The following is a 20,870-nucleotide window of genomic DNA, read 5'->3' as shown; positions in this document are numbered from 1 at the left end:
CCCGACCCCGGAACCGTCATGCCGTTGCCCCGACCTCCCGCCAAGCGTGCCGACGTGCTCGCGACGGCCGACTACGAAGCGGCCGCGCCGGGCCCGCGCAAGAAGAGCGCGACCTCGCGCGGCGCCGCGCTGCTCAAGCGCTCGGCCGCTGCGGCGATTCCCGCCGAGCCGCTCGACGCGCCGCTGCAGGAGGCGCCGCCCGCCACTGCGGTCGCCACGCCGGCGGCAGCCACCACGCCGCGGCGTCCGGCAGCGGCCCCGACGGTCCAGCCGGTGCGCCCGCGCAAGCCGCGCGGCAGCGGCCCGACCACGCTGTTCGTCCTCGACACCAACGTGCTGATGCACGACCCGACGTCGCTGTTCCGCTTCGAGGAACACGACATCTACCTGCCGATGATCACCCTCGAGGAGCTCGACGGGCACAAGCGGGGGATGACCGAGGTCGCGCGCAACGCGCGCCAGGTGAGCCGCGACCTCGACGCGCTCGCGGCCAACATGCCGACCCGCGACGTCTCGGGGCGCAGCGAGGGTCTGCCGCTCAATGGCACCGGTCATCGTGAAGCGAGCGGCAAGCTCTACTTCCAGACCGATCTGATCGACGTCACGCTGCCTGCCGGCCTGCCGCAGGGCAAGGCCGACAACCAGATCCTCGGGGTGGTGCAGGCACTGCGCGAGCAGCGGCCGGGCCGCGAAGTCGTGCTGGTGTCGAAAGACATCAACATGCGGATCAAGGCGCGCGCCCTCGGGCTGCCCGCCGAGGACTACTTCAACGACAAGACGCTCGACGACGGAGACTTGCTGTACACGGGCGTGCTGCCGCTGCCGGTCGACTTCTGGGAACGCAACGGCCAGGTCGAGAGCTGGCAACAGGGCGGCTACACCTACTACCGGGTCGGCGGCCCGATGGTGCCGGCGATGCTGATCAACCAGTTCGTCTACCTCGAGGCACCCGGCACGCCTGCGCTCTACGCCAAGGTGGTCGAGATCACCGGCAAGACCGCGGTCCTGCGCACGCTCAAGGACTACACCTCGCAGCGCAACTCGGTGTGGGGCGTGCTCGCGCGCAACCGCGAGCAGAACTTCGCGCTCAACCTGCTGATGGACCCCGACTGCGACTTCATCACGCTGTCGGGCACCGCCGGCTCGGGCAAGACGCTGATGTCGCTCGCCGCGGGCCTCTCGCAGGTGATGGACGACCGGCGCTACACCGAGATCATCGTCACCCGCGTGACGGTGCCGGTCGGCGAGGACATCGGCTTCCTGCCGGGCACCGAGGAAGAGAAGATGAGCCCGTGGATGGGCGCGCTCGACGACAACCTCGAGGTGCTCGCCAAGACCGACAACGGCGCCGGCGAATGGGGCCGCGCGGCCACGCAGGATCTGGTGCGCTCGCGCATCAAGATCAAGAGCCTCAACTTCATGCGCGGCCGCACCTTTCTCAACAAGTACGTGATCATCGACGAGGCGCAGAACCTGACGCCCAAGCAGATGAAGACGCTGATCACGCGCGCCGGGCCGGGCACCAAGATCGTCTGCCTCGGCAACCTCGCGCAGATCGACACGCCCTATCTGACCGAGGGCAGCTCGGGGCTCACCTACGCCGTCGACCGCTTCAAGGGGTGGCCGCACTCGGGCCACGTGACGCTGGCGCGCGGAGAGCGCTCGCGGCTTGCCGACTTCGCGAGCGAAGCGCTCTAAGCCACCGGCGCGGCAGGCACGCCGCGGGATCTCGAGCGAGGCGCTGCGGCGCCTCGCCGCCGGCTTGGTACCCCGGACGCGCGAAACCACAGTGGCGGGCTTGCGCGGCTCCAGCGCTTCCGCCGCGGGACAGAGCCTCCGGAACTCGCCCTGCGCGAGCGCCGCCGACCAGGTCAGCCGCCGATCAGCGCGCGGATCGCCTGCAGCGCGCCCGGATCCTCGATCGTCGTGAGGTCGCCCGGGTCGCGCCCCTCGCAGACCGCCTGCAGCGCGCGGCGCAGCAGCTTGCCCGACCGCGTCTTCGGCAGCGCCGCGACCAGGTGGACGCGTGCCGGCCGCGCCAACGCGCCGAGGCGGGTGTCGACCGTCTTCATCACGTCGCCCTCGAAGCGCATCCGTGCGCCGGCGTCCCCCAGGCCCGCGGCGTCGCGGGCGACCACGAACGCGATCGCGACCTGCCCCTTCACCGGATCGGCGACACCGACCACCGCGACCTCGGCGACGTTCGGGTGGCTCGAGATGCTCTCCTCGATCTCTCGCGTGCCGAGCCGGTGTCCGGCGACGTTGATCACGTCGTCGGTACGGCCGAGGATGAAGTAGTAGCCGTCGGCGTCGCGGATGCCCCAGTCGAAGGTGTTGTAGAGCAGCCGCCCTGGGATGCTCTTCCAGTAGGTCTCGACGAAGCGCGCGTCGTCGCGCCAGACCGTCTGCATGAAGCCGGGCGGCGTGGGCCCGGCGATCGCGACGATGCCCTTGCGGTTCGGCTCGACGATGTCCTCGCCGGTCGCCTCGTCGACCAGCCTCACGTCGTAGCCGGCCATCGGAACGCCGGGGCTGCCGAACCGGGTCGGCAGCGCCTCGACCCCGCCCGCGATGGTGAGGATCGGCCAGCCGCTTTCGGTTTGCCAGTAGTTGTCGATCACGGGCTTGCCGAGCGCGCCGGCGATCCAGCTTGCGGTCGGCTCGTCGAGCGGCTCGCCGGCGAGGAACAGCGCGCGCAGCGACGAGAGGTCGTGCGCGCGCAGGTGCGCCGGGTCGTGCTTCTTCAGCACCCGCACCGCGGTCGGCGCGCTGAACATCACGCTGACCCGGTACTTCTCGACCAGGCTCCACCAGACGCCGGCGTCGGGCCGGATCGGCAGGCCCTCGTAGAGGATGGTCGCCATCCCGGCGATCAGCGGGCCGTAGACGATGTAGCTGTGACCCACGACCCAGCCGATGTCGCTGGTCGAGAAGTACGTTTCGCCGGCGTTGCCGCAGAACACGTGCTTCATGCTGGCCGCGAGGGCCACCGCGTAGCCGCCGGTGTCGCGCTGCACGCCCTTCGGCCGCCCCGTCGTGCCGCTGGTGTAGAGCGTGTAGCTCGGGTGCGTGGCATCGACGAAGGTGCACGGCACCTGCGCATCGAGGTTCGCCTCGCGCAGCGCCGCGTAGTCGTGGTCGCGCTCCGCGACGCGACTCATCGCGGCGAGACCGCGGTCGACCAGCAGCACGCTCGCAGGCTTGTGGCGCGCCGTCGCGATCGCCTCGTCGAGCAGCGGCTTGTACGCGATGACCTTGCCCGAGCGGCTGCCCGCGTCGGCGCTGATCACCACCGTGGGCTCGGCGTCGTCGATGCGGCTTGCGAGGCTCGCGCTCGCGAAGCCGCCGAACACCACCGAGTGGATTGCGCCGACCCGCACGCAGGCGAGCATGGCGAACACGGCCTCCGGCACCATCGGCATGTAGATGAGCACGCGGTCGCCCTTGCCGACGCCGAAGCCCACGAGGATGGCTGCCATGCGCTGCACCTCGACGTGCAGCTCGGCGAAGCTGTAGACACGCTCGGTGCCGGTCTCGGTCGAGACGTGGATCAGCGCCGCCTGCTCGCCACGCGCCGCGACGTGGCGGTCGACCGCGTTGTGGCAGAGGTTGGTCGTGCCGCCGGGGAACCAGCGCGTGAACGGTGGATTCGAATCGTCGCAGACGGTCTCGAACGGCTGCTGCCAGTCGATGAGCGCGGCCTGCTCGCGCCAGAACGCGTCGCGGTCGGTGAGCGAGCGGCGGTGGAACTCGGCGTAGGTCGTCATTCGCGGGTCCTTCCCGAAACGGGCTTGGGCATCTCGAGCATCATCGGCTGGCCCGCCGGCGTGCAGCCCGTGTCGCAGCAGCGGCCGGGCTGGCGGTTCCGGGTGATCGCGCGCTTGGGGTCGTTCAGCAAGCCGCGGTTGAGCAGCCGCTCGACGAGCTCGACCTTGTTGCCGACCGGGTAGTTGCGCCAGATCTCCTGCTTCATCGCCGCGGGCGAGCCGCCGCCGTGCAGGCTGATCACCGAATACCAGCCGCCCTGGTACGACGCCGTCAGGTCCTCGATGAAGCGCGCCGCCTCGATGCGCTTGTCGTACGGCACCGCGGGGTTGGCACGCAGCACGTCGGCGAGGTTGGCCATGGTCTCGGGGTTGTGGTCCTCGTCCGGGCCGGGCAACGCCACCACGAGACCGCCCGACACGTAGTGCGCAATGCGGTGCATCTCGTAGATCTGGTTGCCGAGCAGGAGCTTGCCGATGTTCGCGAACACGGTGTCGGGCATGAAGGTGCCCGAATGCTTGTCGGCGGTCGCGTAGACGCTCGCGGCGACGCCGCACGCGTAGAAGCCCTCGGTGATCCGGATCAGCTCGACCATCTGCTCGCGCAGGTGCGTCTCGCGGCCCGGATCGAAGCCGTTGGCCTCGCACATCAGCGCGCCGGCGCCGATCAGCAGGTCGCCGAACCCCGCGCGCGCCCCGATGCAGCTGTGCCGGTGGTGCGTCGCGTAGCTGTAGGTGAGGTGCTGCGAGTGCTGCCACTCGCCGGCGATGAAGACCCGCTCCCACGGCACGAACACGCGGTCGAACACCACGACGCCGGTCGACTGGCCGTAGCGGTTCGAGAACAGCGCCGCCTTCTCGCCGGGCCGCCCTGCCGGCCGCGCCACGATGGTCACGCCGTCGGCATCGCACGGCACGGCGCAGCAGACGGCGAAGTCGGCGTCGGCCTCGACCATGTTGCGGCACGGCATGACGAGGAATTCGTGCATGTAGGGCGCGCCGGTGACGATCGCCTTGGTGCCCGAGATCACGATGCCCGCCGGGCTTCGCTCGACGATGTGCACGTAGCTGTCGACGTTGGCCTGCTGGTGCGGCCGCCTGCTGCGGTCGCCCTTGGCGTCGGTCATCGCGATGCCGATCGAGAGATCGCGCGCCTGCGCGTCGTGCAGGTAGGCGAGGAAGCGCTCGCCGTAGCGCGTGCCCTCCTCCGCGTCGATCAGCGCCGTGGCCTGATGGAGCGCGTTGAAGGCGTCGTGCGCGAGATAGCGCTGCGCACAGCCGGTCTCCTGACAAAGGATGCGGATGGCCTCGAGCTTGTTGAGCAGGTCGGCGTTGCTGGCGTCGAGGTGCAGCATGCGGTTGACGGTCTGACCGTTCGTCGCCTGCACCGCCTGCATGAGCGGCTCGAGCTCCTCGCGCAGCGCGAAGTCGTAGGTGACGCCGAGCGCGTTGATACCCGGATTCAGCGCCGCGCAGTCGGCCACGCTCTCGACGCGCTCGCCGTCGACGAAGACGCGCGGCTTGTAGCGCCGCAGCGACTCGCGATAGGCCTCGGAGGACATCAGCATGGTGGAGGTCCGGGGGTGGGATCAGGCGCATTCTAGGAAGCCGCCGATCCCGCAGAATCGGCGCTTCCACGAGGAGGGATTCCGATGAGCGCGCTTTGTCAGGCCGATCGCTGCACGCTGCTGATCGTCGATCCGCAGGCCCGCCTGATGCCGGCGATCCACGAGGGCGCGGCGGTGCTGCATCGCTGCCGCCAGCTCGCGCTCGCCGCGCGCGAGCTCGGCATCCACGTGATCGGCACCGAGCAGAACCCCGACGGGCTCGGGCCGATGGTCGACGAGTTGCGCAAGCTCTGCGACACCGTGCTCTGGAAGATGCACTTCGCGGCGACCGCCGAGCCCGGTTTCCTGCAACGCCTGCCGCACGGCCGCGACACGCTGGTGGTGGCGGGCTGCGAGGCGCACGTGTGCGTGATGCAGACGGTGGCCGGCCTGCTCGACGCCGGTTACCGGGTCAAGTGGGTGATCGACGCCGTGGGCTCACGTCACGCGTACAACCGCGACGCCGCGGCCGCGCGCGTACGCGAACTCGGCGCCGACCTCGTGACGACCGAGATGGTGATCTTCGAATGGCTCGCGACCAGCGAGCACCCGAAGTTCAGGACCCTGTCGGCGCTGATCCGCTGATCCGCTGCGCCGCCGATCAGGGCTGCAGCGCGACGACGACACGGCCGGTCACGCGGCCGGCGAGCAGCTCGGCTGCCTTGTCGACGGCCTGGTCGAGCGTGATCTCCTCGAGCATCGACTCGAGCTTGCCGAGGTCCAGGTCCCTGGCAAGGCGCTGCCAGGCGCGCTCGCGCCGCTGAAGCGGCGCCATCACGCTGTCGACGCCCGCGAGCGTCACCCCGCGCAGGATGAACGGCATCACGGTGCCGGGAAGATCCCCGCCCTGTGCAAGCCCGCAGGCGGCGACCACGCCGCCGTAGCGCGTCTGCGCGAGCGCGTTGACCAGAGTCTGGCTGCCGACCGCGTCGACGACGGCGCGCCAGCGCTCCTTCTGCAACGGCTTGCCAGGCTTGGCGAGCTCGGCCCGATCGATCACTTCACTCGCGCCGAGCTGCTGCAAGTAGTCGGCCGCATCGGGCTTGCCGCTCGAGGCGGTGACGCGGTAGCCGAGCGCGCCGAGCAGTGCGACCGCGACGCTGCCGACGCCGCCGCTCGCACCGGTGACGAGCACCTCGCCGTCGCCCGGCTCGACGCCGTGCTCCTCGAGCGCGAGCACGCACAGCATCGCCGTGTAGCCCGCGGTGCCGATGCCCATGGCTTGGCGCGCCGTGAGCGGCTCGGGCAAGGCGACGAGCTCGTCGCCGCGCAGACGCGCCAGGCCGGCGAGGCAGCCCCAGCGCGTCTCGCCGACACCCCAGCCGTTGTGAATGACCCGATCGCCCGCCTTCCAGCGCGGGTGACGGCTCTCGAGCACGCGGCCGGCACCGTCGATGCCCGCGATCATCGGAAAGCTGCGCACCACGGGTCCACGATTGGTGATCGCGAGCGCGTCCTTGTAGTTGAGCGTCGAGTACTCGAGCTCGACCAGCACGTCGGCATCGGGCAGCTCGCCAGCATCGAGCGAGCGCACGCTCGCGCTGAAACCCGCATCGCCCTTGTCGAGCCACAGAGCCCGGAACGTCGTCGCCGCCATCGCCAATCCTCCTGCTGAACCGCCCAACTCCTCACACCTTAGCGCACGCGCGGAGCATTTCGGGTTGACGCGCCGCCGTGCGCTCCCTATGCTGCGCGCCGATGCATGGACCCCTGACCTCGGCGCGCCGCCTTGCGGGCATCGCCTGCTTCACGAGCGCGCTGATCGGAGCCACGCCGGCCTGGTCGGCGCCCGATGCACCCATCGACGCCATGATGCAGCTGCTTGCCGAGCGCTCGCTCGTGCAGGCGCCGAGCGATTCCGCACCTGCCTCCCCGGGCCTCTTCAGCCGGGTGCGCGAACGCGCGTCCGACATGATCGTCGTCGCGATGAACTTCATCGGCGTGCCGTACAAGCGGGGCGGCGTCTCGGCCGAAGGCGGGTTCGACTGCAGCGGCTTCACGCGCCACGTGTTCGACATCAGCCTCGGCCTGGTTCTGCCGCGCCGTGCCGAGGAGCAGGCCAACGCCCCTGGCCTCTCGTCGATCACGCGCAGCGAGCTGCAGCCGGGCGACCTCGTGTTCTTCAACACCATGCGACGGGCGTTCTCGCACGTCGGCATCTACATCGGCGGCGGGCGCTTCATTCACGCGCCGCGCAGCGGCGCCGAAGTGCGCACCGAGAGCATGAGCCTCGCGTACTGGGCCGAGCGCTTCAACGGCGCACGGCGCGCCCAGGTCGCCGACGTCAGCCGCGTGAACGCGGCCGAGCCCGCCGACGGCACGCCGGCTGCGCGCTGAAACGCACGCCCCCGCCCGTGGCGCAATGCCGCGGCGGCATGTCGGCCAGGGCCTCGCGGGCACAATTCGCGCGATGAGCCAGAAGGTGATTCCGCTCGCCGACCAGCGCTACCTGGCGACGCGTCCGGTGCTGCCCGATAGCCTTCGGCAGCCCACCGGCGAGCTTCGCGACGCCCTCGATCGGCCGCTGCGCGACCTGCGCATCTCGGTCACCGATCGCTGCAACTTCCGCTGCGGCTACTGCATGCCGAAGGAGATCTTCGACAAGGACTACACGTTCCTGCCGCAGTCGTCGCTGCTGAGCTTCGAGGAGATCCGCCGCGTCGCGTCGATCTTCGTGGCGCACGGCGTGCGCAAGATCCGCCTCACTGGCGGAGAGCCGCTGCTGCGGCGCCATCTCGAGCACCTGGTCGAGATGCTGGCGGCGCTGCGCACCGATAACGGCGAAGCGCTCGACCTCACGCTCACGACCAACGGCTCGCTGCTCGCGCGCAAGGCCCAGGCGCTCAGGGACGCCGGGCTGCAACGCATCACCGTGAGCCTCGATGCGCTCGACGACGCGACCTTCCGCCGCATGAACGACGCCGACTTCCCGGTCGCCGACGTGTTGCGCGGCATCGAGGCCGCCGAGCGCGTGGGCCTTGCGCCGATCAAGGTCAACATGGTCGTCAAGCGCGGCACCAACGACGATCAGATCGTTCCGATGGCGCGCCACTTCAAAGGCACGGGCGTCGTCCTGCGCTTCATCGAATACATGGACGTCGGCGCAACCAACGGCTGGCGCATGGACGAGGTGCTGGCGTCGGCGCGCGTCGTCGAGCGGCTCGACGCCGAGTTCGGCCTCGAGCCGCTCGACGCAGCCGCTTCTGGCGAAACCGCCGAGCGCTGGCGCTACCGCGACGGCGGCGGCGAGGTCGGCGTGATCTCGAGCGTGACCCAGGCGTTCTGCCACAGCTGCAATCGGGCGCGCCTCTCGACCGAAGGGAAGCTGTTCCTGTGCCTCTTCGCGAGCCGCGGTCACGACCTGCGTGCGCTGCTGCGCGGCGGCGCGAGCGACGCCGAGATCGCCGGCGCCGTCGGTCTCATCTGGGCCGGGCGCAACGACCGCTACTCGGCACTGCGCGGCGAGCGGCCGGCCGTCGCCGACCGCGGCGAGCGCCGCGTCGAGATGCACTACATCGGCGGCTGACCCGTTCCATGGCGGCCGTCATTCGCCGGCTCGGTGCGGCGGACCTGCCGGCCTACAAGGCGCTGCGCGACGAGATGCTCGAGCGCTATCCGCAGGCGTTCACGTCCGACGCCGCGACCGAGCGCGTGAAGAGCCCCGATGCGTACCTGCAGCGGCTCGGCCTCGACCGCAGCGACGGCGGCCACTCCGTGATCGGCGCCTGGGCCGGCGAGCGCCTGCTCGGCGCGATCGGCTGCGAGCGCGACCCGCGCGCCAGCGTTCGGCACATCGGCCACGTGATCGGGATGATGGTGCGCGCCGACGTGCAGCGGCGGGGCGTCGGTCGCGCGCTGCTCGATGCGCTGATCGGCGGTGCGCGCCAGAGCCCGGGCATCGAGATGCTGACGCTCACGGTGACGGCGGGCAATCAGGCCGCAATCGGTCTCTACGAGCGCGTCGGCTTCCGCCGGGTCGGTACGCTCCCGCGCGCGATCAGGGTTGGCGGCCGCTACCACGACAAGCACCAGTACGTGCTGATGCTGTAGCGGCAGCCGGGGTGCGGCGGCGCGAATGCCGCCGCATCGAGGTCAACGCTCGGCGAGCCGCTTCCAGGTCTCGACCACCGAGTCGGGGTTGAGGGAAATCGAGACGATGCCCTCGCACGCCAGCCAGTCGGCGAAGTCGGGGTGGTCGCTGGGGCCCTGGCCGCAGATGCCGATGTACTTCCCGACGCCGCGGCATGCCGCGATCGCGCGCGAGATCAGCGCCTTGACGGCGGGATCGCGCTCGTCGAAATCGCGCGCGAGCAGCTCGAGACCGGAGTCGCGATCGAGGCCGAGCGTGAGCTGGGTCAGGTCGTTCGAGCCGATCGACATGCCGTCGAAGTGCTCGAGGAACTGCTCGGCGAGGATGGCGTTGCTCGGCACCTCGCACATCATGATCACGCGCAGCCCGTCGCGACCGCCGGCGGCGCCGCGCTTCAAGCCACGCTCGGCGAGCATGCCCACGACCGCCTTGGCCTGACCGATGGTGCGCACGAACGGCACCATCACCTCGACATTGGTCAGACCCATGTCCGTGCGCACGCGACGCAGCGCGTCGCACTCCATCGCGAACGCCTCGCCGAAGGGCTCGCTCACGTAGCGCGACGCCCCGCGGAAGCCCAGCATGGGGTTCTCTTCCTCGGGCTCGTAGCGCGAGCCGCCGATGAGCTTGCGGTACTCGTTGCTCTTGAAGTCCGACAGGCGAACGATCACCGGCTTGGGCCAGAACGCCGCCGCGATGGTGGCGATGCCTTCGGCGAGCTTGTCGACGTAGAACGCGCGCGGCGCCGCGTGGCCGCGGGCCACCGACTCGACCGCCTTCTTGAGGTCGCCGTCGACGTTCGGGTAGTCGAGGATCGCGCGCGGGTGCACGCCGATGTTGTTGTTGATGATGAACTCGAGCCGCGCCAGGCCGACGCCGCTGTTGGGCATCTGCGCGAAGTCGAACGCGAGCTGCGGGTTGCCCACGTTCATCATGATCTTCACCGGGCAGTACGGCAGCTCGCCGCGCTGCACCTCGCTGACCTCCGTCTCGAGCAGGCCGTCGTAGACGCGGCCGGTGTCGCCTTCCGAGCACGCGACCGTGACGAGCGCACCGTCCTTGAGCGTGTCGGTCGCGTCGCCGCAGCCGACCACCGCCGGGATGCCGAGCTCGCGCGCGATGATCGCGGCGTGGCAGGTCCGCCCGCCGCGGTTGGTGACGATCGCGCTCGCCCGCTTCATGACCGGTTCCCAGTTCGGGTCGGTCATGTCGGTGACGAGCACGTCGCCCGCCTGCACGCTGTCCATGTCGGCGATGCTGTGGACGATGCGGACCGGCCCGGTGCCGACCTTCTGGCCGATCGCGCGACCTTCGGTGAGCACGGTGCCGCTCTGCTTGAGCTTGTAGCGCTGCTCCGACTTCGCGCTCTCGCGGCTCTTCACCGTCTCGGGCCGCGCCTGCAGGATGTAGAGCCTGCCGTCGACGCCGTCCTTGCCCCACTCGATGTCCATCGGGCGGCCGTAGTGCGCCTCGATGGTGAGCGCATAGCCGGCAAGCTCGCTGACCTCGGCGTCGGTCAGCGAGTAGCGGTTGCGCTGCTCCTGCGCGGTGTCGACGGTGCGCACGAGGCGCCCGCTGGTGCGCCGCTCCTCGGCGCTCGCGAACTCCATGCGGATCAGCTTCGAGCCCAGGCTGCGCCGGATGATCGGGAACTTGCCGTTGCGGAGCGCCGGCTTGTGCACGTAGAACTCGTCGGGGTTCACGGCGCCCTGCACCACCGTCTCGCCGAGGCCGTAGCTCGACGTGATGAACACCACGTCCGGAAAGCCGCTCTCGGTGTCGATGGTGAACATCACGCCGGCCGAGCCGACGTCCGAGCGCACCATGCGCTGCACGCCGGCCGAGAGCGCGACGTCGCTGTTGGCGTAACCCTTGTGGACGCGGTAGCTGATCGCGCGGTCGTTGTAGAGGCTCGCGAACACCTCGCGCATCTTCGCGAGCACGTCCTCGATGCCGACGACGTTGAGGAAGGTCTCCTGCTGTCCGGCGAACGAGGCGTCGGGCATGTCCTCGGCAGTCGCCGACGAACGCACCGCGAACGAGGCCTCGGCGTCGTCGGCGGCGAGCTTGCCGAACTCGGCGCGGATCGCGGCCTCGAGCTCGGGCGGGAACGGCGTCGACTCGATCCAGCCACGGATCTCGGCGCCGGCTTCGGCGAGCGCGCGAACGTCGTCGGTGTCGAGCGTCTTCAGGCGCTCGGCGATGCGGCCGGCGAGGCCCTGGTGCGCGAGGAAGGTGCGGAACGCGTGGGCCGTGGTCGCGAAGCCGCCGGGGACCCGGACCCCGGACGCCGCGAGCTGGCTGATCATTTCGCCGAGGGAGGCATTCTTGCCGCCGACCGACTCGACGTCGGTCATCCTCAGCTGGTCGAGCGGTACGACCAGGGCGGTCGCCAGGTGGGTCGATGACATGGGAAAGCTCCGTGATGACAAGAATCGGTGCTTCCCGGGCGGCGCGCGGCTCGTGCGGCCGGGGCGCGCGGCGGCGCGACGGCTGCGACCCGGGCCGACTCCTCGCGCTCACGGCCGACGCCCGGCGGCACGAGGGCGGCCGAGGCAGTGGCGGGCAGCTGAGGAGCGGGGTTCACGGGGAGCGGTCGCGCGGCGGAAGTCTTTGCGAGGCGGTCGATTCTAGAGGCGCCCGCTGCGCCGCACCGGCCGCGAGGTCGCCGCGGTGCCGCTCCGGTAGAGTGCGGCGCATCGCCGCCGCGCGCGCGTCGGCGCCTCGATCGCCACCCCGGTACCGTCGCCATGCCCAACCGCACCGTCTTCTTCGTCTCGGACGGCACCGGGATCACGGCCGAGACCTTCGGCAACTCGATCCTGTCGCAGTTCGCCGCCAAGCCACGCCACGTGCGCCGGCCATTCATCGACACCGTCGACAAGGCGCACCAGGTGGTGCGCGAGATCGACCACGCAGCGGCGATCGAGGGCAAGAAGCCGATCGTCTTCGCGACCCTCGTCGACGCCGAGATCCTGGGGATCGTGAAGGAGCAGTCGAAGGGCCTCGTGCTCGACATGTTCAACACCTTCATCGAGCCGCTCGAGGCCGAGTTCGGCATGACGTCGAACCACCGCATCGGGCGCTTCTCGGACATCTCGAAGAGCCAGGAATACAACGACCGCATCGAGGCAATCAACTTCTCGCTCGAGCACGACGACGGGCAGTCGGCCAAGAACCTGGCGCAGGCCGACGTGATCCTCGTCGGCGTGAGCCGCAGCGGCAAGACGCCGACCTCGCTCTACCTGGCCATGCAGCACGGCATCAAGGCGGCCAACTACCCGCTGGTGCCCGAGGACTTCGAGCGCGGCCAGCTGCCGTCGACGCTCGCGCCGTTCAAGACCAAGTGCTTCGGCCTGACGATCGACCCCGAGCGCCTCGCGCAGATCCGCAACGAGCGGCGCCCGAACAGCGTCTACGCCTCGCTCGACAATTGCCGCCACGAAGTGCGCGAAGGCGAGTCGATGATGAGGCGACACGGCATCGCCTGGCTGTCGTCGACGCACAAGTCGATCGAGGAGATCGCGACCACGATCCTGCGCGACCTGCGGCCGGACCGGCTGATGTACTGACCACGTCGTGCTGCCGGTCGCCGCGTGGGTGGGGCGGTCCGCCGGCTCCCGCGCGTGCCGCTACGACGCCGAGCGCCGCCGCGTCGACTCGTACATGCAGAGCGCCGCCGCGACCGCCACGTTCAGCGACTCCTGACCGCCCGGCTGCGGGATGCGCACCGCGCGCGAGCGCGCCAGCAGTTCGGGCGCGACGCCCTGCCCTTCGTGGCCGACGATCCAGGCGCACGGCGACGGCAGCTCGGCGGTGTCGATCGCGGCGTCGGCGTGCGAGCTGGTCGCGATCGCCGGCACCTCGAGAGCGTCGAGCGCCGCGAGCGACTCGCCCGCCGCCACCTCGACCAATGCGAGGCCGACGTGCGCACCCATCGCCGCGCGCACCACCTTCGGCGACCAGAGCGCCGCGCTACCGGCGAGCGCGACCACCTGGTGGAAGCCGAATGCGGCGGCGCTGCGCAGGATGCTGCCGACATTGCCTGGGTCCTGCACGCGATCGAGCACGATCGATGCGCGGCCGGGCTGCAGGCTGCCGCGTCCCGGCCAGTCGATCACGAATGCGAGCGGCGGCGCCGACTCGAGCGCGCTCACCTCCGCCAGCAGCGCCGCGGGAACGACAGCCACCGCCGCGGCGCGCGACGCCAGCTCGCGCAGCACCGGCTCGTCCCACGCCTCGCTGCTGACCAGCGCGTGGCGTGGCGTGCCGGCGGCGGCGAACGCCTGGCACAGGTGCTCGCCCTCGATCAGCACCTCGCCGTGCTTGCGGTAGCCGTTGGGGTCGCGGTTGAGCTTGCGCAGCCGCACCAGCAGCGGGTTGTCGCGCGACGTGATCGCGCCGACCTTCACAGGACGCCGCGAACCGGAGCGAAGCTGCGCCGATGGTGCCGGCAGGCGCCGTGCTGGCGCAGCGCGGCCAAGTGCTCCGGTGTGGAGTAGCCCTTGTGGCCGTCGAAGCCGTACATCGGGTGCTCGTCGTGCAGCTGCATGCACAGCCGATCGCGATATACCTTGGCGATGATCGACGCCGCGGCAATCGCACGCACGCGGGCGTCGCCGCCGACCACCGCCCGCACCGGCATCGGCACCGTCGGCAGCTGGTTGCCGTCGACCAGCACCACCTGCGGCCGCTGGGCGAGCCCGGCGACCGCGCGCGTCATCGCGAGCAGCGCCGCACGCAGGATGTTGATCGTGTCGATCTCGTCGACGCTCGCCTCGGCGACGAAGCAGCAGAGCGCCTTGCGGCGGATTTCCTCGTCGAGGCGCTCGCGCTCGAGCGCCGTGAGCTGCTTGGAATCGTTGAGACCGCGGATCGGCCGGGCCTCGTCGAGGATGACGGCCGCGGCGACCACCGGACCGGCGAGCGGCCCGCGACCGACCTCGTCGACCCCGGCCATCAGGCCGTCGATGCCGACGAGCTGACTAAGCTTGGCGGCGCGAAAGAACTTCTTCGATTGCATCGGTCGCCATTCTGGCCGTGTCGCGCCTGAGCTCGGCGTGCAGCGTCGCGAAACGTGCCGCGAGCTGCTCGCACGAAGAGGGGTCGTCGAGCCACTTGAACGCCGCCGCAGCGATCTTGGCGCCGCTGGCCTCGCCCTGCAGCAGCTCCGGCACCGCGAAGTCGCGCAGCAGGATGTTCGGCAGCGCGACCCAGGGCTGGTACTTCATGCGCTTGCTCATCTGGTAGGTGAGCGCGTGCATCGCGTAGACCACGACCATCGGGCGCTTGAAGAGCGCGGCCTCGAGCGTCGCCGTGCCGCTCGCGACCAGCGTCACGTCGCAGGCGGCGAGCGCGTCATAGGCGCGGCCGTCGAGCAGCTCGATCGTGGCGTTCGGCGCGTGCTGGCGACGCAGCGGCTCCACCAGGTGGCGCAGCCCCGGAACCACCGGCACGACGAAGCGCAACGCGGGGCGCTCGCGCTGCATCAGCGCAGCCGCGGCGAAGAGGCGCGGCGCGATGTACTGGATCTCGGCTCGCCGGCTGCCCGGCAGCAGCGCGACCAGCGTCTCGTCGGGAGCGACGCCCAGCGACTCGCGCGCGGCGGTACGCGGCACGTCGACCGGGATCACGCTCGCAAGCGGATGGCCGACATAGGCCGCGGCGATGCCCTGCTTCGCGTAGATCGCCGGCTCGAACGGGAATATGCACAGCACGAGGTCGGTCGCGCGCCGCACCTTGTCGATGCGGCCACCGCGCCAGGCCCAGATCGAGGGGCTCACGAACTGCACCGTCGGGACGCCGTTGGCCTTCAGGCGCGTCTCGAGGTCGAGGTTGAAGTCCGGGGCATCGACGCCGATGAAGGCGTCGGGCTTTTCGGCGAGCAGGCGCTCGGCGAGCTGGTGGCGGATCGACGCGATCTCGCGGTAGTGGCTCAGCACCTCGACGTAGCCCCGCACCGCGAGCTTGTCGTGCGGCCACCAGGCCTCGAAGCCCTGCGCCGCCATCGTCGGGCCGCCGATGCCGACGCTGCGCAGCAGCGGCCAGCGCGCGCGCAGGCCCTCGAGCAGGAGGCCGGCGAGCAGGTCGCCCGACGTCTCGCCGGCGACCATGGCAAGGCGCGGCGCATGAGCCGCGGAAGAACGTGGTTCGAGCGTCATCGACGGGAAGCCCGAGGACAGGCTCGCGACGGCAGCCACCGGCTGCCTTGCAGAAAAAGGGGAATCGTGGCGCCTGCTGGAGGCGCGCTGCCGAAGCCCACCATCGCGCGGCCTAGCGAACGATGCCGCGCGTCACGCCGGCCAGAAATGCCGTCATGACGGCGACGTCGGCGGCGGCCTCGGGCACCGAGTCGGCGAGTTCGGTGATCTCGCGCCGCGCCTCCTCGAAGGTCTTGCCCGAACGATAGAGCAGGCGGTGCATCTGCTTCACCGCCGCGATGCGCCTCGGCCCGAAGCCGCGCCGCCGCAGCCCCTCGACGTTGAAGCCGCGCACCGCGAGCGGGTTGCCGTCGACCGTCATGAACGGTGGCACGTCCTGCGAGACCGCGCTCGCGAAGCCGGCCATCGCGTGGGCGCCGATCTTCACGAACTGGTGGATGCCGGTAAGGCCGCCGATGAACACCCAGTCGCCCAGATGCACGTGGCCGGCGAGCGTCGCGTTGTTGGCGAGGATGGTGTGGTCGCCGACCTGGCAGTCATGCGCGACGTGGACGTACGCCATGATCCAGTTGTCGCTGCCGATCCGCGTGACGCCCGCGTCCTGCGCCGTCCCGACGTTGAACGTGCAGAACTCGCGGATCGTGTTGGCATCGCCGATCACGAGCTCGGTCGGCTCGCCGGCGTACTTCTTGTCCTGCGGCACCGCGCCGAGCGCGCAGAACGGAAAGATGCGGTTGTCGCGACCGATCGTCGTGCGGCCCTCGATCACCGCGTGCGCGCCGATCGTCGTGCCGGCGCCGACCCGCACGTGCGGGCCGATCACCGCGTACGGACCGACGCTCACGCTCTCGTCGAGCGCAGCCGCCGGGTCGACGATGGCGGTCGGGTGGATGCTGGTCATCGGCCCGTCAGAGGCGCCGCGGAGCCGTTTGGTTCAATCGAAGCGGCGGACCGTGCACATCAGCTGCGCTTCGACGGCGAGCTCGGTTCCGACCAGCGCGCGCGCGCTGAACTTGAAGATGCCCGATTTCATGCGGTCGAGCACGACCTCGAGCGTGAGCTGGTCGCCGGGCTCGACCGGCCGCTTGAAGCGCGCGCCGTCGATGCCGGCGAAGTAGTAGACCGCCTTGTCGTCGGGCTCGGCGTCCATCGCGTCGAACGACAGCAGCGCGGCGGCCTGCGCCAGCGCCTCCAGCATCATCACGCCGGGCATCACCGGACGCTGCGGGAAATGACCCTGGAAGTACGGCTCGTTGGCCGTGACGTTCTTGATCGCCTTGATGCGCTTGCCGTGCTCGAGCTCGAGCACGCGATCGACCATCAGGATCGGGTAGCGGTGGGGGAGCCTCTTGAGGATCCCGTGGATGTCCATCGTCATTGTTGGTTCGTCTCCGCGCCGCGCTCGAGGGCCCTCACCCGGTTGCGCAGCGCGTACAGCTGCCGCAACGTCACGGCGTTCTTTTCCCAGCTCGCATTGTCATCGAACGGAAAGACGCCGCTGTAGTGGCCCGGCTTGGTGATCGAATGCGTGATCGACGTGGCGCCCGACACCGTCACGTGATCCGCGAGCGTCACGTGGCCCGCGATGGCGGCGCCGCCGCCGATCATGCAGTGCGCGCCGATGACGGCGCTGCCGGCGATGGCCGCGCAGCCCGCGATGGCGGTGTGCTCGCCGATCCGCACGTTGTGGCCGATCTGGATCAGGTTGTCGAGCTTGACGCCGTCGGCGATGACGGTGTCGTCGAGCGCGCCGCGGTCGATGCAGGTGTTGGCACCGATCTCCACGTCGTTGCCGATGCGCACGGCGCCGAGCTGCTCGATCTTCTGCCAGGCGCCGCGGTCGGGCGCGAAGCCGAAGCCGTCGGCGCCGATCACGACGCCGCTGTGCACGATGCCGCGCTCCCCGATCGAGCAGCCGTCGCCCAGCGTCACGCGCGGCGCGAGGCGCGTGCCGGCGCCGACGCTCGCATCGGTGCCGATGACGCCGTGCGCGCCGATTGCCGCGCCGGCACCGATGCGGGCGCCGGCGCCGACGACGACGAACGGGCCGACCGAGGCGTCGGGAGCGACCTCGGCGGTGACGTCGACCACCGCGCTGGCGTGGATGCCGACGGGCGGGGCCTGCCGCGTGCGCTCGGCCCACCACTGCGTGAGGCGCGCGAACGCGAGATAGGGGTCGTCGATCACGATGGCGGCGCCGCGCACCGCCGCCGCCTCGCGGAACGCCGGCGCCACGATCACGCAAGCCGCACGCGTGGTCGCGAGCTGCGCCTGGTAGCGCGGGTTCGCGAGGAACGCGATTGACGTGGGGCTGGCAGCTTCGAGCGTCGCGATGCGATCGATCGATTGCGCCGGGTCGCCGATGAGTTCGCCGCCTAGTCGCGCCGCGAGCTCGCCGAGCGCGACTTCAGTCACCGGCTACTTGCCGCCCTGCGCGTTGAGCGACTTGATCACCTTGTCGGTGATGTCGACCTTCGGGCTCGCGAAGACCACTTCCTGCACGATGAGGTCGTACTTCTCGGAGTCGAAGATCTGCTTGATGACGCGGTTCGCACGCTCGACGACGGCGGCGAGTTCCTCGTTCTTGCGCATGTTCAGGTCTTCCTGGAACTCGCGGCGCTTGCGCTGGAACTCGCGGTCCTGTTCGACCAGGTCGCGCTGGCGCTTGGTGCGCTCGGCATCGCCGAGCGTCGGCGCATCCTTGTCGAGCCGATCGCTCGCCGCCTTGAGGCGGTTGCCGATGTCGGTCAGCTCCTTCTCGCGCCGCGAGAACTCGGCTTCGAGCTTGGCCTGCGCCGCCTTGGCCGGCAACGCGTCGCGCAGCACGCGATCGCTGTTGACGTAGCCGATCTTGAGTTCCTGGGCGGGAACGGCGGTCGTTGCCACGAGCACGGCCAACGCCGCCACGGACTTCAGTACGACACTTTTCATCAGAACGCGGTCCCGAGCTGGAATTGAAGCCGTTGGATTCTATCTTCCGGCCGTTTGCGCACCGGCGTGCCGTAGCTGATCTTCAATGGTCCGATCGGGGAGATCCAGCTGAGACCGAGGCCGGCCGAAGCGCGCAGGCTCGACACCGTGACCTTCTGCCCCTCGCCCCATACGTTGCCGGCGTCGACGTAGCCGAACATGCGCAGGGTCCGGTCGGCGCCCGCGCCGGGCAACGGCACGTAGAGCTCGTTGTTGATGTTGAAGCGCCGGTTGCCGCCGATGTAGGCGCCGGTCACGTCGACCGGACCGAGCGAGCCCTGGTCGAAGCCACGCACCGTGCCGAGGCCGCCGCCGTAGAAGTTCTTGAAGATCGGATAGCCGCGCCCGCTGAGGCCCTTGCCCCAGCCGACCTCGGCGTTGACGCCGAACGTGAAGCGACGCGACAGCGGGATGTACTGCTGCACCTGCGCGTTCAGGCGCAGGTAGCGCGCGTCGCCGGCGAACGCGTAGTCGACGTTGATGCGCTGGTAGCGGCCCGCCGTCGGCACCAGCGCGCTGTCGCGCTGGTCGCGCGTCCAGCCGAGCGTCAGCGGCACCGAGGTGCTCGACTCCCCGAACGACTTCTTGTAAAGGAAGTAATTGTTCGGCAGCGCGCGCGCGCCCTTGATCTGGGTGCGCTCGGCGCCGACGCCGAAGAACACGGTGTCGTACTCGCTGAACGGCACGCCGAAGCGGATGGCAACGCCCGGCGTCACCAGCTGGTAATCCTCGCCCTGGCTGTTGAGCGGGCGCGTCGTCCGGTAGTAGACATCGATCGCACGCGAGATGCCGTCGATCGTGAAGTACGGGTCGACCGTACTGAGAACCAGCGTACGGTTGTACTTGCTGGTGTTGACCTCGACGCCCAGGTAGTTGCCGGAGCCGAAGATGTTCTCCTGGCGGATCGAGCCGGTGAACGACAGCTTGTCCGACGACGAGAAGCCGGCCCCGAGCGACAGGTTGCCGGTCGGCCGCTCCTTGATGGTGATCGTGAGGTCGACCTGGTCGGCGGTGCCCGGCACCTCGACGCTGTCGACGCTCACCTCGCTGAAGTAGCCGAGGCGGTCGACGCGGTCGCGCGAGAGCTTGATCTTCTGCGCGTCGTACCAGGACGACTCGAACTGGCGGAACTCGCGGCGGATCACCTCGTCGCGCGTGCGCGTGTTGCCGGCGATGTTGATGCGGCGCACGTAGACGCGGCGCTGGGGGTCGGACGCGAGGGTCAGCACCACCTGCCCCTTCTCGCGGTCGATGTCGGTCTGCGCGTCGACCTTCGCAAACGCATAGCCGAACTGGCCGAAGCGCTCGACAAAACGACGCGTCGTCTCGGCGACTTCCTCCGCGCGGTACGGCTCGCCGGGGCGGATCGTCACCAGCGTCTTGAAGTCCTCTTCCTTGCCGAGGTACTCGCCTTCGAGGCGCACGCCCGTCACGGTGTAGAGCTGACCCTCGCTCACGTTCACGGTGATCGTGATGTCGCGCTTGTCGGGCGAGATCGCGACCTGTGTCGACTCGACGTTGAACTCGAGATAGCCGCGGTTCAGGTAGAACGCGCGGAGCTTCTCGATATCGGCGTTCAGCTTGGCGCGCGAATAGCGGTCGTTCTTGAGATACCAGTTGAGCCAGCCGCCCTCGTTGAGGTCGAACAGCCCCTTGAGCGTGCCTTCGGAGAACACGCGATTGCCGGTGATGCGGATCTCGCGGATGCGTGCCGGCGCGCCTTCGGTGACGGTGAACGTCACGTTGACGCGGTTGCGTTCCTGCGGCGTCACGGTGGTGACGATCTCCGCGCCGTAGAGGCTGCGCGTCAGGTACTGGCGCTTCAACTCCTGCTCGGCACGATCAGCGAGCGCACGGTCGAACGGCAGGCCTTCGCCGATGCCGAAGTCCTTGAGCGCGCGGACCATCGCGTCCTTCTCGAACTCGCGCATGCCGACGAAGTCGATGCTCGCGATCACCGCGCGTTCATCGACGATCACTACCGCGACGCCGTTTTCGACCTCGATGCGAACGTCCGAGAAAAGGCCCGTGGCGAACAGCGCGCGCAGCGCGGCCGCGCCCTTGTCGTCGGTGTAGGTGTCGCCGATGCGGAACGGCAGCGCGGCGAACACGGTGCCTGCCTCGGTGCGCTGCAGACCCTCGACGCGGATGTCCTTGAGCACGAACGGCTCGACGGCCCACGCGGCGGCCGCCCCGAACTGCAGGGCGGTGGCGAGGGCGACGGGAAGAAGGGACGAGCGGAAGGTGGGACGGCGCGAAGGAACTTGCATGCAGTCGG

At 69.9% G+C, this 20,870-nt stretch carries 18 protein-coding genes; 6 read left to right on the top strand and 12 right to left on the bottom strand.

Translation table 11 applies throughout. From position 1 onward, the window contains the following. Nucleotides 1-18: 18 nt before the first annotated feature. Nucleotides 19-1,698 carry a PhoH family protein gene (locus HQN59_RS10710; RefSeq protein ID WP_176068982.1) on the top strand — a complete coding sequence of 560 codons (1,680 nt, stop codon included), beginning with the start codon at nt 19-21 and terminating at the stop codon, nt 1,696-1,698. A gap of 173 nt (nt 1,699-1,871) precedes the next feature. Here HQN59_RS10710 and HQN59_RS10705 read toward each other — a convergent pair whose 3' ends face one another. Both HQN59_RS10705 and HQN59_RS10700 read right to left on the bottom strand, forming a co-directional pair. Further along, nucleotides 1,872-3,767 (bottom strand): propionate--CoA ligase, encoded by a 1,896-nt coding sequence (locus HQN59_RS10705; protein ID WP_176068980.1) that lies wholly within the window; start codon nt 3,765-3,767, stop codon nt 1,872-1,874. After that, nucleotides 3,764-5,332 (bottom strand): 4-hydroxyphenylacetate 3-hydroxylase family protein, encoded by a 1,569-nt coding sequence (locus tag HQN59_RS10700; protein ID WP_176068978.1) that lies wholly within the window; start codon nt 5,330-5,332, stop codon nt 3,764-3,766. The genes HQN59_RS10705 and HQN59_RS10700 overlap by 4 nt, the downstream gene beginning before the upstream one ends. 84 nt (nt 5,333-5,416) lie before the next feature. On the opposite strand from HQN59_RS10700, the gene HQN59_RS10695 reads away from it, so the two are divergent. Then, entirely contained in the window at nt 5,417-5,956 is a 540-nt protein-coding gene (locus HQN59_RS10695; protein WP_176068977.1) for an isochorismatase family protein, read from the top strand. A 16-nt stretch (nt 5,957-5,972) separates the two neighbouring features. Here HQN59_RS10695 and acuI read toward each other — a convergent pair whose 3' ends face one another. After that, complete coding sequence (gene acuI, locus HQN59_RS10690; protein WP_176068975.1) at nt 5,973-6,968, bottom strand: acrylyl-CoA reductase (NADPH); 996 nt, start codon at nt 6,966-6,968, stop codon at nt 5,973-5,975. A gap of 101 nt (nt 6,969-7,069) precedes the next feature. Here acuI and HQN59_RS10685 point away from each other — a divergent pair, with 101 nt between their 5' ends. The 3 genes from HQN59_RS10685 (at nt 7,070) to HQN59_RS10675 (ending at nt 9,421) form a co-directional block, all read left to right on the top strand. Beyond that, nucleotides 7,070-7,708, top strand: coding sequence for a C40 family peptidase (locus tag HQN59_RS10685; protein ID WP_246294834.1), 639 nt, complete (start codon nt 7,070-7,072; stop codon nt 7,706-7,708). 73 nt (nt 7,709-7,781) lie between these two features. Then, on the top strand, nt 7,782-8,897 hold the full coding sequence (moaA, locus tag HQN59_RS10680; RefSeq protein WP_176068973.1) for a GTP 3',8-cyclase MoaA: 1,116 nt from the start codon (nt 7,782-7,784) through the stop codon (nt 8,895-8,897). 8 nt (nt 8,898-8,905) lie between these two features. Continuing rightward, nucleotides 8,906-9,421, top strand: a complete 516-nt coding sequence (locus HQN59_RS10675) for a GNAT family N-acetyltransferase (RefSeq protein ID WP_176068971.1) — start codon at nt 8,906-8,908, stop codon at nt 9,419-9,421. A gap of 42 nt (nt 9,422-9,463) precedes the next feature. Here the strand turns inward: HQN59_RS10675 and ppsA are convergent, their stop codons facing one another. Continuing rightward, a complete protein-coding gene (gene ppsA, locus HQN59_RS10670) occupies nt 9,464-11,872 on the bottom strand; it encodes a phosphoenolpyruvate synthase (RefSeq protein ID WP_176068969.1) in 2,409 nt (802 codons plus the stop codon). A 339-nt stretch (nt 11,873-12,211) separates the two neighbouring features. On the opposite strand from ppsA, the gene ppsR reads away from it, so the two are divergent. Beyond that, nucleotides 12,212-13,033: a posphoenolpyruvate synthetase regulatory kinase/phosphorylase PpsR gene (gene ppsR / locus HQN59_RS10665; RefSeq protein WP_176068967.1), complete on the top strand. Its 822-nt coding sequence runs from the start codon at nt 12,212-12,214 to the stop codon at nt 13,031-13,033. Nucleotides 13,034-13,093: 60 nt separating this feature from the next. Here the strand turns inward: ppsR and HQN59_RS10660 are convergent, their stop codons facing one another. The 8 genes from HQN59_RS10660 to bamA form a co-directional block, all read right to left on the bottom strand. Beyond that, on the bottom strand, nt 13,094-13,873 hold the full coding sequence (locus HQN59_RS10660) for a TrmH family RNA methyltransferase (protein WP_176068965.1): 780 nt from the start codon (nt 13,871-13,873) through the stop codon (nt 13,094-13,096). Next, on the bottom strand, nt 13,870-14,484 hold the full coding sequence (gene rnhB, locus HQN59_RS10655; protein WP_176068964.1) for a ribonuclease HII: 615 nt from the start codon (nt 14,482-14,484) through the stop codon (nt 13,870-13,872). Before rnhB ends, HQN59_RS10660 begins: the two co-directional genes overlap by 4 nt. Continuing rightward, on the bottom strand, nt 14,447-15,574 hold the full coding sequence (lpxB, locus tag HQN59_RS10650; RefSeq protein ID WP_176069223.1) for a lipid-A-disaccharide synthase: 1,128 nt from the start codon (nt 15,572-15,574) through the stop codon (nt 14,447-14,449). The genes rnhB and lpxB overlap by 38 nt, the downstream gene beginning before the upstream one ends. Before the next feature lie 160 nt (nt 15,575-15,734). Continuing rightward, nucleotides 15,735-16,523, bottom strand: a complete 789-nt coding sequence (gene lpxA / locus HQN59_RS10645) for an acyl-ACP--UDP-N-acetylglucosamine O-acyltransferase (RefSeq protein ID WP_176068961.1) — start codon at nt 16,521-16,523, stop codon at nt 15,735-15,737. Nucleotides 16,524-16,556: 33 nt separating this feature from the next. Continuing rightward, nucleotides 16,557-17,000 carry a 3-hydroxyacyl-ACP dehydratase FabZ gene (gene fabZ, locus HQN59_RS10640; RefSeq protein ID WP_176068959.1) on the bottom strand — a complete coding sequence of 148 codons (444 nt, stop codon included), beginning with the start codon at nt 16,998-17,000 and terminating at the stop codon, nt 16,557-16,559. After that, entirely contained in the window at nt 16,997-18,037 is a 1,041-nt protein-coding gene (gene lpxD, locus HQN59_RS10635) for a UDP-3-O-(3-hydroxymyristoyl)glucosamine N-acyltransferase (RefSeq protein WP_176068958.1), read from the bottom strand. The genes fabZ and lpxD overlap by 4 nt, the downstream gene beginning before the upstream one ends. A 3-nt stretch (nt 18,038-18,040) precedes the next feature. After that, nucleotides 18,041-18,553 (bottom strand): OmpH/Skp family outer membrane protein, encoded by a 513-nt coding sequence (locus HQN59_RS10630; RefSeq protein WP_176068956.1) that lies wholly within the window; start codon nt 18,551-18,553, stop codon nt 18,041-18,043. Then, nucleotides 18,553-20,862 carry an outer membrane protein assembly factor BamA gene (gene bamA / locus HQN59_RS10625; protein WP_176068954.1) on the bottom strand — a complete coding sequence of 770 codons (2,310 nt, stop codon included), beginning with the start codon at nt 20,860-20,862 and terminating at the stop codon, nt 18,553-18,555. The genes HQN59_RS10630 and bamA overlap by 1 nt, the downstream gene beginning before the upstream one ends. Between the last annotated feature and the right edge of the window lie 8 nt (nt 20,863-20,870).

Origin of the sequence: Rhizobacter koreensis (genome assembly GCF_013366375.1) — a bacterium.
Lineage (GTDB): Bacteria > Pseudomonadota > Gammaproteobacteria > Burkholderiales > Burkholderiaceae_C > Schlegelella_A > Schlegelella_A koreensis.
Note: the sequence above shows the minus strand (reverse complement) of the source record. Positions and strands in the feature narration are given on the sequence as shown.

Bases quoted from the DNA above. Each gene is read 5' to 3' on its own strand.
- HQN59_RS10710 (WP_176068982.1), top strand. From the start codon at position 19: ATGCCGTTGCCCCGACCTCCCGCCAAGCGTGCCGACGTGCTCGCGACG.
- HQN59_RS10705 (WP_176068980.1), bottom strand. From the start codon at position 3,767: ATGACGACCTACGCCGAGTTCCACCGCCGCTCGCTCACCGACCGCGAC.
- HQN59_RS10700 (WP_176068978.1), bottom strand. From the start codon at position 5,332: ATGCTGATGTCCTCCGAGGCCTATCGCGAGTCGCTGCGGCGCTACAAG.
- HQN59_RS10695 (WP_176068977.1), top strand. From the start codon at position 5,417: ATGAGCGCGCTTTGTCAGGCCGATCGCTGCACGCTGCTGATCGTCGAT.
- acuI (WP_176068975.1), bottom strand. From the start codon at position 6,968: ATGGCGGCGACGACGTTCCGGGCTCTGTGGCTCGACAAGGGCGATGCG.
- HQN59_RS10685 (WP_246294834.1), top strand. From the start codon at position 7,070: ATGCATGGACCCCTGACCTCGGCGCGCCGCCTTGCGGGCATCGCCTGC.
- moaA (WP_176068973.1), top strand. From the start codon at position 7,782: ATGAGCCAGAAGGTGATTCCGCTCGCCGACCAGCGCTACCTGGCGACG.
- HQN59_RS10675 (WP_176068971.1), top strand. From the start codon at position 8,906: ATGGCGGCCGTCATTCGCCGGCTCGGTGCGGCGGACCTGCCGGCCTAC.
- ppsA (WP_176068969.1), bottom strand. From the start codon at position 11,872: ATGTCATCGACCCACCTGGCGACCGCCCTGGTCGTACCGCTCGACCAG.
- ppsR (WP_176068967.1), top strand. From the start codon at position 12,212: ATGCCCAACCGCACCGTCTTCTTCGTCTCGGACGGCACCGGGATCACG.
- rnhB (WP_176068964.1), bottom strand. From the start codon at position 14,484: ATGCAATCGAAGAAGTTCTTTCGCGCCGCCAAGCTTAGTCAGCTCGTC.
- lpxB (WP_176069223.1), bottom strand. From the start codon at position 15,574: ATGGTCGCCGGCGAGACGTCGGGCGACCTGCTCGCCGGCCTCCTGCTC.
- lpxA (WP_176068961.1), bottom strand. From the start codon at position 16,523: ATGACCAGCATCCACCCGACCGCCATCGTCGACCCGGCGGCTGCGCTC.
- fabZ (WP_176068959.1), bottom strand. From the start codon at position 17,000: ATGACGATGGACATCCACGGGATCCTCAAGAGGCTCCCCCACCGCTAC.
- HQN59_RS10630 (WP_176068956.1), bottom strand. From the start codon at position 18,553: ATGAAAAGTGTCGTACTGAAGTCCGTGGCGGCGTTGGCCGTGCTCGTG.
- bamA (WP_176068954.1), bottom strand. From the start codon at position 20,862: ATGCAAGTTCCTTCGCGCCGTCCCACCTTCCGCTCGTCCCTTCTTCCC.